This window comes from Streptococcus sp. GMD3S, from assembly GCF_000298695.2.
In the GTDB taxonomy this organism is placed as follows: Bacteria; Bacillota; Bacilli; order Lactobacillales; family Streptococcaceae; genus Streptococcus.
Genome location: NZ_AJRC02000012.1, coordinates 41,323 through 53,994, shown reverse-complemented (window position 1 = coordinate 53,994; position 12,672 = coordinate 41,323). Strand labels below are relative to the sequence as shown.

8 protein-coding genes and 1 tRNA gene are annotated in these 12,672 nt (G+C 36.1%); 2 read left to right on the top strand and 7 right to left on the bottom strand.

Features of this window, described 5'->3' with window-relative positions; translation table 11 throughout:
* Window positions 1-8: 8 nt before the first annotated feature.
* The 3 genes from GMD3S_RS0206940 to GMD3S_RS0206930 form a co-directional block, all read right to left on the bottom strand.
* Window positions 9-236 carry a hypothetical protein gene (locus GMD3S_RS0206940; protein WP_000890389.1) on the bottom strand — a complete coding sequence of 76 codons (228 nt, stop codon included), beginning with the start codon at window positions 234-236 and terminating at the stop codon, window positions 9-11.
* Between the two features lie 71 nt (window positions 237-307).
* Window positions 308-688 (bottom strand): rhodanese-like domain-containing protein, encoded by a 381-nt coding sequence (locus GMD3S_RS0206935; protein WP_000158173.1) that lies wholly within the window; start codon window positions 686-688, stop codon window positions 308-310.
* Window positions 685-918 (bottom strand): YqgQ family protein, encoded by a 234-nt coding sequence (locus GMD3S_RS0206930; protein WP_044135604.1) that lies wholly within the window; start codon window positions 916-918, stop codon window positions 685-687. Before GMD3S_RS0206930 ends, GMD3S_RS0206935 begins: the two co-directional genes overlap by 4 nt.
* A 102-nt stretch (window positions 919-1,020) precedes the next feature.
* Here GMD3S_RS0206930 and GMD3S_RS0206925 point away from each other — a divergent pair, with 102 nt between their 5' ends.
* Together GMD3S_RS0206925 and GMD3S_RS0206920 are read left to right on the top strand one after the other, a co-directional pair.
* The gene (locus GMD3S_RS0206925; protein ID WP_001222584.1) at window positions 1,021-1,929 is read left to right on the top strand and encodes a LysR family transcriptional regulator; all 909 of its coding nucleotides are present in this window, start codon (window positions 1,021-1,023) and stop codon (window positions 1,927-1,929) included.
* A gap of 44 nt (window positions 1,930-1,973) precedes the next feature.
* Window positions 1,974-3,773: an N-acetylmuramoyl-L-alanine amidase gene (locus GMD3S_RS0206920; RefSeq protein WP_000722526.1), complete on the top strand. Its 1,800-nt coding sequence runs from the start codon at window positions 1,974-1,976 to the stop codon at window positions 3,771-3,773.
* Window positions 3,774-3,802: 29 nt separating this feature from the next.
* Here GMD3S_RS0206920 and GMD3S_RS0206915 read toward each other — a convergent pair whose 3' ends face one another.
* From GMD3S_RS0206915 to GMD3S_RS0206900, 4 genes are all read right to left on the bottom strand, one after another.
* Window positions 3,803-4,120, bottom strand: a complete 318-nt coding sequence (locus tag GMD3S_RS0206915; protein ID WP_000734665.1) for a LiaF transmembrane domain-containing protein — start codon at window positions 4,118-4,120, stop codon at window positions 3,803-3,805.
* Between the two features lie 226 nt (window positions 4,121-4,346).
* Window positions 4,347-5,216: a DUF6287 domain-containing protein gene (locus GMD3S_RS0206910; RefSeq protein ID WP_001034385.1), complete on the bottom strand. Its 870-nt coding sequence runs from the start codon at window positions 5,214-5,216 to the stop codon at window positions 4,347-4,349.
* Window positions 5,217-5,513: 297 nt separating this feature from the next.
* Window positions 5,514-5,586 (bottom strand) — tRNA-Thr (locus GMD3S_RS0206905).
* A gap of 224 nt (window positions 5,587-5,810) precedes the next feature.
* Complete coding sequence (locus GMD3S_RS0206900; RefSeq protein WP_000750018.1) at window positions 5,811-12,299, bottom strand: S8 family peptidase; 6,489 nt, start codon at window positions 12,297-12,299, stop codon at window positions 5,811-5,813.
* Between the last annotated feature and the right edge of the window lie 373 nt (window positions 12,300-12,672).

The window sequence follows — 12,672 nt, the reverse complement described above, 5'->3', positions numbered from 1 at the left end:
TATCTTCTTTAACTCATGTGTAAGATAATTCCAATAATCCAGTTAAGATCAGAAAGAACAATACCTACAATAGCTATAATTCTTTCTGTTTTATAATCAAGTCCAGACTCTTTTTGAAGTTCGTTAGCATACAAGATACCGGCGATACCTAAAAGAATGCCTCCCAACGGAAATAACAAACTAAGAATGATAGATAGGATACCCACTAAAAGCGGGTTTTTCTTCTTTTCTAGCATTTTCTACAAATTCCTTAAAATGTTTATTAATTTAGCATAGGAGACCGACTTTATCAACTTTTTCCTTGATCTTAGCTAGTCTTGACCTTCCCAATCCAAGAATCCAACCCATAAGAAAGGATATAAATCTCAGAGAAACCTTGTTTTTTCAAATAAAGTGCTGCATTAGTCACTCGTTGTCCGCGTTGGTTTTCGTAGAGAAGGACAGGTTTATCCTTGCGAAGGGCTGCAAGGCTTGACTTCAACTGATTTGAAGGAATATTGCGAGCTCCGAGGATATGTTTTCTGTGAAATTCTGCTGCATCACGGACATCAATCAATTGCCCTTTCCGAATCAAGGCTTCAAATTCTGCATTGTCCACAATCTTAGCCGCACGACGAATACGAAGGTAGTTATACCCCATCCATGCCGCCATCGCTAGTACGATTCCCCACAAAACCCAAATTGTCATAAGTTCTTATCTCCATTTTTCTCTATGTAGTCTAATTCTATCTTGTGCTCTCTACGAAGAACAGCTTCCGCCTCTAGATAGTCTAGCTTGTCCATCAGACCTGCATCATAGATCCGAGAGAGTTCGAGCTTCATCAGTTCAATATCATACAAGCGCTTCCCCATGTAAACAATAATGCCAAACTGTTTGAGAAATTGCTGCACATCATAGAATGTTTTCATAGCTTCCATTTTAGCAGATTCTAGACTTTTTTTCAATACTAGACCGGCTCTTTCCCCCTATTTTCTTCGTCTTCATTGCCCATTCTTCTGCAAGTATGGTACAATAAAAACATGAGAATTCAACAACTACACTATATTATCAAAATTGTCGAAACTGGCTCTATGAATGAGGCAGCTAAGCAACTCTTTATCACCCAACCCAGTCTTTCAAATGCCGTTCGAGACTTGGAAAATGAAATGGGCATTGAAATCTTTATCCGCAATCCCAAGGGCATTACCTTAACCCGTGATGGGATGGAGTTTCTCTCCTACGCTCGTCAAGTTGTCGAGCAAACTCAGCTTCTGGAGGAACGCTATAAAAATCCTGTTGCCCACCGCGAACTATTCAGTGTTTCCTCTCAGCACTATGCCTTTGTAGTCAATGCCTTTGTCTCTCTGCTCAAGAAAAGTGATATGGAAAAATACGAACTTTTCCTTCGTGAAACTCGGACTTGGGAGATTATCGATGACGTCAAGAACTTCCGTAGCGAGGTCGGTGTCCTCTTCCTAAACAGCTACAACCGCGATGTTTTAACGAAAATGCTAGATGACAATCACCTGCTAGCTCACCACCTCTTCACAGCCCAACCCCATATCTTTGTCAGCAAGACCAACCCTCTAGCTAAAAAAGACAAGGTCAAACTGGCTGATTTGGAAGACTTCCCGTACCTCAGTTATGACCAGGGGACGCACAACTCCTTCTACTTTTCAGAGGAGATTCTTTCACAAGAGCACCACAAGAAATCCATCGTAGTCAGTGACCGTGCCACCCTCTTTAACCTTTTGATTGGTTTGGATGGTTACACCATTGCAACAGGGATTTTGAACAGTAACCTCAACGGGGACAATATCGTTTCCATTCCACTGGACATTGACGACCCGATTGAACTAGTCTATATCCAGCATGAAAAAACCAGCCTGTCTAAGATGGGCGAACGCTTTATCGAATACTTACTAGAAGAAGTTCAATTCGATAATTAATAGAAAAATGAAAAAGGGAAAAAGAAAAAGTTAGGAAATAGAAAGTGAAAAAGATACTACTGACCAGTGCTTTAATCCTTTCAATCGCAGGATTAGCACCCGCATCCGTCTTAGGAGAAGAAAACACAACTCAATCGACATCTGCTGTCAAGGAAGCAATTGCCAAAGAAGAAAAGAAAGAATCAAGTGTTGAGGAAAACTCTAAATCAGAAGTTCTTCCGAAAGTAGATGTGCAAGAAGACAAGACAAAAAAAGAAGGGTGGTACCAAGAAAATCACCACTGGCGTTTTTACCAAGATGACAAACCTGCTTTGAACTGGAAACAAATCCAAGGCAAATGGTACTACTTCGATCAAGATGGTAATCGTCTTCATTCTACTGTCTACAAAGGCTACGCCTTTGACCAAGATGGTGTCATGATAGAAAATGGCTGGACCAAACTGGACAATCAATGGTATTATGCTGATTCCTTTGGACGACTAGCTCAGAACACCTGGAAAAAAATTAACGGCTCTTGGTACTATTTTGACCAAATTGGAAGTATGCTCAGCAACACTGCCGTTGACGGCTATCTTCTCACAAAAAGCGGAGCTATGGCAGAAAAGGGTTGGACAAAATTAGATCGAATTTGGTACTATGTCGCTCCTTCTGGAAAGATCTCACAGGATAAATGGGAGAAAATCAACGGTTCTTGGTACTACTTTGACAAAGACGGTGGAATGCTGAGTGCGACAACCTTCAAGGGCTACCTCTTCAACCAGAGTGGAGCTATGGCAGAAAACAACTGGGTCAAAATCAAGGATACTTGGTTCTATGCGAACGGGTCAGGGAGATATGTCCAAGAAAACTGGCAAAAGATTCAGGGTTCCTGGTACTCATTTGACCAGAATGGTGGGATGCTAGCAGACAAATGGAAAGAAAGCTACTACCTTAAAACCAGTGGAGCCATGGCGGAGAATGAGTGGATCTTCGATAAAGCCTACAAGAGCTGGTTCTATCTAAAAGCGGATGGTCGTTATGCAAATCAGGAGTGGATTGGAGCATACTACCTCAAGTCAGGTGGTTACATGGCAAAGAGCGAATGGATTTACGATAACTCTGACAAAGCACGCTACTACCTAGATGATAATGGACATTATGTTTCAGGAACTTACAAGATAGACGGTAAGGAACACCTGTTCCAAAAATACGGCCAATGGATTTCTGAAGTTTCAACTGAAGGTGGATTTGTAAAAGGCCAATACAGCAATACCATTTTCCTAGATCCTGGGCATGGTGGTCGAGATTCAGGTGCCTTTTACTACAATGTAGCTGAAAAAGATCTCAACATGCAGATTTACCGTAAGCTTCGTAGTAAGTTGGAAGAACTAGGTTACAAGGTCCTCACTTCTCGTGATAGTGATATTGACGTTGATTTTGTTACCGAACGTTCTCGTATGGTTAATAAAACCAACTCGGATATTTTTATCAGTATTCACTTCAACGCTACTGGTAATACCTACTCAAAAGCGAGCGGTATTCAAACCTACTCCTATAGCGATGAACCTGATTATCCAAGTAAGATTAATAAATACTGGCACAATCACCCAGATCGTATGAGTGAAAGCAAACGCCTCGCCACTGCCATCCACTCCTCTCTCCTAGCAGAAACAGGGGCCAAAGACGCTGGTCTGTTGGAGAGCAGCTATGCCGTACTACGCGAAACAGCCAAACCAGCCGTTCTCCTAGAACTTGGTTATATGGATAATTTCTCCGAAAACCAACAAATTAGAGATAGCCACTACCAAGATAAACTGGTCGCAGGCATCGTAAAAGGGATTCAAAAATATTACGCTGGTCCGTAAAAAAAGTCTCGAGAAATCTCGAGACTTTTTTATTTATCTTCTTTTTTATCCTTATCAGGAAAGAGGTAGCCAAGTCCTACACAAGCTAGCACACCGGCACCAATCACCAAACCACTTGAAATGGGCAAGAGATCAAAAATAGCATTTGCAATGATAAAAGCAATAATTAAGCACATCAGACTAGCCTTATAGTCTTTTTTCAAAAGATTTTCTAGAGTGAAATAGAGGAATAAGCCAACTGGAATCAGTGACCAGAGGTTGACATCCAAACTTGGCCATCCAACAGATCCGAAATACAATACTAGCGCTGCTGCTACTAAAAATACAAGTCCCAATAATTTTTTCATTTTTTTGTCTCCATTTTCTTTTTTTGGTTCTTGAGTTGTCTGATACTGACCCCTCACGTCCCTTACATGAATCATTATAGCAGAGGAATTTTTCAAGAACAAGCCCTTTTGCCTATCTGGTCAATATCTCTGTCTAAGTGGTTGAGTATTTGTAACAAAAGAAAAAGAAGCCCTAATGGGCTTCTTGATTCTGCCGATTGCAACAGTATTTTTGAACGAATACCATCTAGTTTTTCTTTTCCTTTGACTCTAGAGAAGATTTGATTGCTTCACGATCAGCTTGCAGTTGAGCTAAGTTCTTTTCTGCTTCCTCAAGTTTACTGGTATCTGGTTTCACACGATAATAAACATTTTCTGGTTTCATTAACATAGACCCATAATCTTGTCCTGAAAGTAGTCTTTCCTCAGCATGATTGCTTTTATCCGTAATCTTTCCGTCATCAGCAGGTTGCATAACAACTCCACTTGGCACAGCTACTACTACGAATCCTCCAGCAACAGAATCTTTTACCCATGCACTAATAGACGCTGTCTCAGGGTTACGACTATCTTGACCTTTTGATACCTTTAATCCAACTACAGATTCGTACTTTTGATCATTTGTAAACCAAGTCGCACGTACCTCTCCAGAATCATTAATAATGTATTCATTACCAGATTGACTACGCCAAGTACCTTCTAAACTAGACAAATCATTGTTCTTGATTGCTTCAATATCTAGTTTTGGAACAGCAGTTTCTTTCTTCAACTTGCTAACAAGTGCTTCTGCTTCCGTAATTTTGGTATCTAAAGCAGTCAGTTGATCCTTGAGTTTTTGAATTTCCTCTTGTTTATCCTTATCAGTCTCATCTGTTTTTCCTTGGCTTGTAGACGATTTACTTGTTGACTCTGTAGTTGAAACAGCAGACGATGTTTGATTTGACTCTTTCTTTCCAATCAGAAGATATGAGAAAATACTTACCAAGATGAGAGTGACTAAAACAGAGAGTGCTATGCCAATATAGATTTTTATATTTTTATTCGGAGCCGACTTTGATTCAGACCGCTTAGGTCCATTGATCTCTTCAAATTGTTTTTCCCGTTCTTTCTTATTCATAATTTTCTCCTTTTTGATTGATATTCAGGCAAGCTTACGATACTTCATTCGTTACTATCCATGAACTTTTATGACTTTTAAAAAAAAATCCAAGCAAAAATTTCTAGAATAAATAACTATCAAAATATCTCTAGATTGGTATCAAAACAAGTATTTATTACAATACATTATACCACAAAATATAAATTTTAGTTTTAATTTATAAGTAGGAGTTTCTGACGTTAAATAGAACCTATCTCAAACGTTCCACCTTTCCTATATTTACAAAAAAAGAAGCCCGTTTGGACTTCTTGATTCTGCCGATTGCAGGGCTTGAACCTGTGACCTACGCGTTACGAGTGCGTTGCTCTACCAACTGAGCTAAATCGGCGATTACCCTTTTAGTATAGCACTCTGAGAATAGATGTCAAGAAATTTTTATCTCCATTAGAAAAAGCCTGTCCTGAGACAAGGCTTTTACATATATCTCTATTAAATCTCCCATTTTCATAGAAATCTAAATAATATATTTATAAATCAATATTTTCACAAAACTATGTCATCACCTCACTATCTAATCTCAGTACATAAACCATTTTTTCTATAGCTTTTGTCTTAATCTTTATTTTTTCTCTTCAATCCAAGAAAAGCTCCTACTATAAACATGATTCCGGCAGCTAATAGTGTCTGGGCTCCGCTTGCTGTTCCGGTTTTTGGCAACTCATTAGGATTGTTACTAGTTGATTTACTATTGATGCTGGTATTTTTATTAGTTAAGTTCCCTTCTTCATTTAGATAAACGTTCTTGTTAATTTCAAAGTTTTTATCATTTTCATCAGAAACAATACTATTGACATCATTAGTTGAATTAGATTGTGTTTTTTCTTTCTTTTTCGATACATCAAAAGTAGGTTTATTTTCCTCCTCCTTTTTCTCCTCTATTTTCTTGAATACAGGTTTTATAAAGGTATCTTTTGATAGATTAAGAACATAGCCGGCGTCTTTTTTCCCTTCGAAACCAGAAATTTCCCAACCATCAAATTGGTATCCTTTTTCTAATTCACCCATATAGACAGGTAACATAAAATCTTCTTCCGACACTATCGTTGAACTCATTTCTTTTCCATTTTGAATGGTCACAGTTACCCTATGAGGTTTTAGTTCACTTACCTCTCCCGTATCTTTGTTTAAAATGAATTCTTTTACGGTTGTATTTCTTGCGAAATCTTTTACAACAATCTTAATGTTTAGTGTCTTATCTGTTAGTTGTTTGATATCATCAAATGATTTGTATTCTTTTCCATTTACATAAATATGTTGTTCTTGAATCTCACCATCGAATCCATTATTTCTTTTATCATTGATGTTAAAGACTACAGATTTTCCATTAGCATATTCGATACTAGTATTTCCCTTAGGATCAATGCTTACTTCAGGTTTGACATTATCATATAAAAATTGATAGTGTACTCCAACCGCTTTCGCATTCAAATCGCTATAGCCAGTTTGAAGATAAACATTTCCATCCATATCTGTTACCTTATCTGGAAATCCGTTTGCTTTATAGTCTTTCATTCCCCAGTCCATGATGTCGCCGTCTTTAACATTAAGCTTAATGTTAAAATCTCTAGTGTTATCAATGTGTAAATCTCCGTAGATTAAATAATTATCTACAACTGATTCATTAACTCTCAACTCCCAGTTAAAACCACCCTTATCAGAAATCTTACCTCTTAAATAGAATTCTGGATTTCGTACATAAATTTTATTAGATTTAGATGGATTAAAGTAGTTCTTGTCCATTGAAAGATTTACTGATTTGGTATCAATAAATAACGTAGAGCCATCTTCTTTTATAGCTTCGACGTTGGACTTATCTTCTCCAGTGTACTCTTTACCATCCTTACCAAATAATACCAGTTTAGAAGGATCTGTCACAAGATTTCCATCTTTATCGATTGCCTCCCCTTTATCATTCATTTTAAATGTAAACACTTGATATCTTACAATGTTAAAGCCGTCCAAAGCCGACATTAATACTGATTGAGTACTTCTTCCATCTTCAACATTTCTACTATCAGCATAAATTGTTGTTTCTGATAAGACTCTTAGATTAGGATTGGCCTTTTGGATTTTTGCTATATCTTCCTTGCTATAGACTCCATTCCCTTCTAACATATCCGTTTTCCCAGGATTATAGGTAGTCACTTTTAGTGCATAGCCTTTTCTTAGAATGATGTTATCCTTTAACAGATATTGTTGTTTTTCTGAATCAGAATAGATTTTACCAGATTCCATGTCCGTTAAATTGTTTGGTTTGTTTTTTGAAAGATCTCCTTCTCCTAATTCTATTACATTCCCATAACTTGATGCATACGGATATTCTGCTTTAGTTTCCTTATTTTTTTCAGGCATTCTAATTTTAGTTTCAGCTTTTATCTGACCATCATCTTTGACAAAAAACCTCATATCTCCTGCAAAAGCTAATCCATCCACAATATCATTAATATTAGCGTATAAATCAAATGTCATCGTTTTTGAGTGGGAATCATACTTGGTCGTTTTGATTTCTATCGATTTATAGTTATTTCCATAGTATACCTTGGCATTTTTAGAAACATTACTGATCTTTCCAAGAATTTCAAAGTGTCCATCTTTAGATGGGTTTAGAATGCCATAAATTTTTGATTTGATTTCATCAAGTTTTTCAGTTTCATATTGTAAGGCACTACCATCGTCATAAGCAATGATATTTCCCTTATCATCGTATTTATAATCGTATTCCTCTATTCTCTTACCAGTTTCACTTGTAAAGTCATCAACTTCTCTAAATTTCTTTTTAATTAGTTTCTTTAAGTCTTTAGTTTCAAAGTCTCTAATTGTTGAAATAGTTTTATGAATAGTCAAGCTAGATTTTTCTTCGATAGACTCTTCATTTTCTTGATGATGTTCTACTTCAGTTGTATCTTTTTTAAGACTATCCTCTTTTCTATTTTCTAAATTTTTAAATTTAGATTCGGAAATCTCGCCAAGCTTTTGGTATTTAGATGAATCTTGATCAGGATCTACTAGATAATAGGAAATCATCCCATTTTCATCAGCATGATCAGCAAATTTAATTCTATGAATCTTTGTGAAATTGCTAGAACCGTCTAATGCAATCACTTCAATGATTTTGCCTCTTAAATCTCCTGCACCTTTAATTTCATAAATGGTATTTCCGTCTTTGTCAAGTTTCCTATTTCGTCCTTGACCCTCACCTGCATAAGTGACCTCAAGATTTTTTTCAACCTCTCCATCTTCATTAACAAGAGCGGCCCCAGCATACCAAACTTCGTTGGCAATCTCGTCAAATTTTTCAGGATGTTCTTTTTGATCTCTCGCAAATAGCGTTTCATTCTTGTATTGCTCTTTGACCTTGTGATAAGTATCCTTTGTAATCAACTTAATTTTTTCAGGGTTTGAAAAATCAATTGAAACAATCTTTGGAGGGGTGTTATCAATTTTTACAGGAATATAGGAAACCTGCCATGGGTAATCCTTGGTTAATCTATATTTAAATTTATAGAAATATTGGCCTTCCGCAATCGGTTCAAATTGTCCTCGTATCTTAGTAGCAGGATCTTTTTTGTCATTACTTTCTGGGGCATTTTCTTCTCTACCTCTTGGGTTATAAATGAGTCCATCCCATTTCAAGTCACCCCAAACTTTTAGCTTAGAAGATTTAATGCCCTTTGCATCATTTCTTTTAGAGTTTAAAATTCCTTTAATAAAGTGTTCTCTCGAAATGACTTTTAAGTCTCTTTGATTTTCTCCTTCTTTATTTGTATTTACTATTGAAATCACTCCTTCTTCTGCACTTCTTAATACAAGTGGAGAAGGCGTTAATCCTCTCTCAAGTTGAGCATCTTGAGGATTCCCATTTGAATCTAAAGGATAAATTTTAGCAATATTAGAACCACTTGATGAGGGTGCGTTGATTCCTTCGTTATTGAAAGCAAATAATTCTGGATTTTGATCTAGGGATGTTGTATTTTTATCTTTTCTATTTTGTATAACTCCTGCTGGATTAAATTTATCTATACCATGTTCTCCTCCAATCCCCTTATTTAAGGTACCTGGAATTTTTGGTTTGCCATCATCATCATAACCTTCCATTGCTTTTGATTTTGATCCTTCTTCCCAGGCCCATTTATCAAGGATTGGTTCGTGGTTCCAATTCCCAGCAAATCCCATTAGAGGCATCGATAAAGAAGGTTGGAAGTTTCTTTTCTTCCCGTTGGAGTTTAGAGCTTCCATTTCTTCCACTGACTCAAAATGAATAAATGATTCTACAAATTTATTTTTATTTTTTGCTTCCCCAACATTTATAACCGCATTTAAATCAAAGCTGGAATTTGGACCTATAGTGAAAGTGTCATGCTCAAATGTGATATTTGCTCCTTTGACTTTTTCTGGGTGAATTTCTGGAACAATTTGCTTCCCGTCCGGAGATTTTTCATCTTTATATGTTTCATCGAGTTTTAGCCTATCAGTTAGAGCATCTGTAGTTACAGTTGATGCAGAAACTTTAAAGGTTAAAGGTCTGTTTGAGGTATTGTGAAGCTTAATTGTAAAGTATTTTTTATCACCTTTTATTTCTTTAAGAGAAATGGAACCATATGAATTTACCAAACCTTTAGAATCTGTATTTTTGAAAGTTGCTACAACTTCATTTCTCAAAGCGTTGGCAACATTAATTAGACCTGCTCCCTGTTGTCTAGGTGATGCAAAGTATTGACTCTTTTCTTTCCAAGAGGTTGCATCCATCATCGGTCTTGCAGTATTTTGTAAGGCTATTTTTGTAAGACTTGTAAGGTCTATTTTGTCATCTCCCTTAAGATTTTTCAAGACAGGTCTTTCAAGCAATTCCTTTAATTTTGGTCGAATCAAAACAGTAGAAGCTGCTACGATTGGAGTTGCCATACTAGTTCCTGACATATAACCATAAGTGGATTTACCATTGATAACATTTAGAGTGGATTTAATATTTTTACCAGGTGCTGAAACATCCGGTTTTAAAAGCAAGTCTGTTCTTGGCCCCCAAGATGTAGACCCTGCTGGGACTATAATATCTTCTTTATAAAGTTCTTTGTCTGTGTCAGCTGCAAATTTAAAGTCAATTTCTTTTTCATCACCTACATTCGGTTTATTAGAATTATAGCTTTCCATATCAATTGGATAGTATTGTTCTAAGTTATCTTTAAAATCTTCCTTATTATTTCTTTTGACTTCAGTTTTTTTATCAGGGTTAATCATGTTCCATAATTTTACACCATCATCTCCTGAAATTGAAAATACTTGACTTTTAGTCCCTTCATCCGCTTCATATCCCATAGCTGGAAGGTCTGTCCAATTATCTCTATTGTAGTAATTTACAGTATTTACAACCATAATGGCACGTGCGCCTTTATCCATAGCTCTTTTAAAAGCATCTTTTAAATCCTTGGTATAAATTCTATCCATTACTGCAATTTTGCCCTTAAGATCCAAGCCTATCAAATCCTGGTCTTGACCTTTGCCTATATATACAAATTTTAATTTATTTGGAGTTTTTGACCCATCCTCATTGGTTAGGATTTTATTTTTATCGAAAAAAGCTCCTATATTTCTGTATTTAAAACTTTGTCCTCCAATGTTAACTTTATCAAATTCAACTGTCTGATTTTTAGCAGAAGCGACCGCTATCGCATCTTCATGTGCTGCAGTTCGCGTTACATTTCCAGTGTCGGTCATTTTCAGATTATTATTGGCCACTAAATCCCATGAAGAACTTGAAGCAGAAGTCGCAAAATTACCTGTAGCAACAACCATTGGGATTCCAGCTTTTCTTAATGCTCTAATAGCCTCCCAATATTTCTCGCCTACAAGACCTGTTCCCGTAAAGCCAGATGATACCGAAACAACATCGACATTGTGTTTGATCGAATCTTCAATAGCATGAAACATTGTTTCATCACCCGCAAACCCAGATCCTGCGTCAGAGTACATTTTATAAGAGAAAATTTGTGCATTAGGCGCAATTCCATCTATGCCATTAAAGTTCTTGATGTCTTTTTCAGTATCATTTCCAGCAAGAATCCCTGCAATATGCATCCCATGTGGGTCAAAATAATCCCTACCATCATCATATTTTTCTACAGTGATTTTACCACCATTATAATAATTGAACGCATGAGGGATTTTATCACTCAACCAATAATTTTTATCAGTGCCTTTTAAGTCATCTTTTTTAAATTTCATCGAGTCTTTGGCATCATCATCGATTCTCATAGCCTTATGCCTATAATCTGTTCCAGTATCGATATTTGAAATAACCATACCTCTACCATCAAAATTTTTCCCAAATGGAGCATTAATAGACTTTAGGTAATCAATAGCTTCCTCAACTCCAATTTCCTTTCTGGCATGATTCATCATTGGTTGGACTTTTTGTGATCGTTCAACCGACGAAACACCTTCTATTTGTTTAATTTTGTCCAAATTATCTGGAGTTGTTTCAATGGCAGCGCCATTAAAAATCGTATTATAGGTATATAAAACTTTTGTATCCTTAAGATTGGATAGTTCCTTGATTGCTTTTTCTCCAGATTCTTTATCTTTAAATTCAGCAATATAGACAAGTTTATCTTCTTTTTTCGGATTTTCTGTATCTTTATTTACAAATGAGTCCGCATCATCTCCTTTGGGTTGCTTGGAGTCTTCTTTGATACTTGCTCCTTCGTTACTAGTTTTTTTGTCTATCTCAGACTTTCTACTAACAACCTCTTTTTCCTCAATAACTGTTGTCTTCTTCTCCTCAGTATCCTTTGAAGTTTCTATAACATTATGAATATCTTCAGATTGTTCATTGTTTTCTGTTTCTTTATCTGCTACTACTTTTTCTTTACCAGAAATTTTTAAAGCATCTTCAGAACTAGGTGCATCTGCTACTACTTTTTCTTTATCAGAAATTCTTAAAGCATCTTCAGAACTAGGTGCATCTGCTAAAATTACCTCATTGGGGGCATATGCTGCTAAAATAACTGCAGCAGTAGTTAATGACAATACCGTACTTTTTTTCATTATAATTCCTTCATTTTTTATTTTAAACCCAATAGATAGAAAACTTTAACTTTGCTAGCCTTTGTTATAAAAAGTTTTATGACGTATTATCTAGTGGGATAGAGTAGTACATTTATATATAATTGTTAGCTCTCTGAAAAATAGTATATCAATTAAAAAAATTTAAGTCAAGAAAAATTAACCCAGGTTAATTTTTTTTTTAATCCATGTTAACAAATAGGTTAGTCAATAAATATTATAGTTAACTGGGTACAATATAAACTCATTCCTCCCATCAAAAATAGTAGCAATCAACTGGAATAATTACCAAAATCGCAAAAAGGGGTATGGATAGAATTTATGCCTTAATAAACATGCAAAAACAACCGCTATA

Excerpts from the sequence above, each read along its gene's own strand:
- GMD3S_RS0206940 (WP_000890389.1), bottom strand. The coding sequence starts at position 236 with ATGCTAGAAAAGAAGAAAAACCCGCTTTTAGTGGGTATCCTATCTATC.
- GMD3S_RS0206935 (WP_000158173.1), bottom strand. The coding sequence starts at position 688 with ATGACAATTTGGGTTTTGTGGGGAATCGTACTAGCGATGGCGGCATGG.
- GMD3S_RS0206930 (WP_044135604.1), bottom strand. The coding sequence starts at position 918 with ATGGAAGCTATGAAAACATTCTATGATGTGCAGCAATTTCTCAAACAG.
- GMD3S_RS0206925 (WP_001222584.1), top strand. The coding sequence starts at position 1,021 with ATGAGAATTCAACAACTACACTATATTATCAAAATTGTCGAAACTGGC.
- GMD3S_RS0206915 (WP_000734665.1), bottom strand. The coding sequence starts at position 4,120 with ATGAAAAAATTATTGGGACTTGTATTTTTAGTAGCAGCAGCGCTAGTA.
- GMD3S_RS0206910 (WP_001034385.1), bottom strand. The coding sequence starts at position 5,216 with ATGAATAAGAAAGAACGGGAAAAACAATTTGAAGAGATCAATGGACCT.
- GMD3S_RS0206900 (WP_000750018.1), bottom strand. The coding sequence starts at position 12,299 with ATGAAAAAAAGTACGGTATTGTCATTAACTACTGCTGCAGTTATTTTA.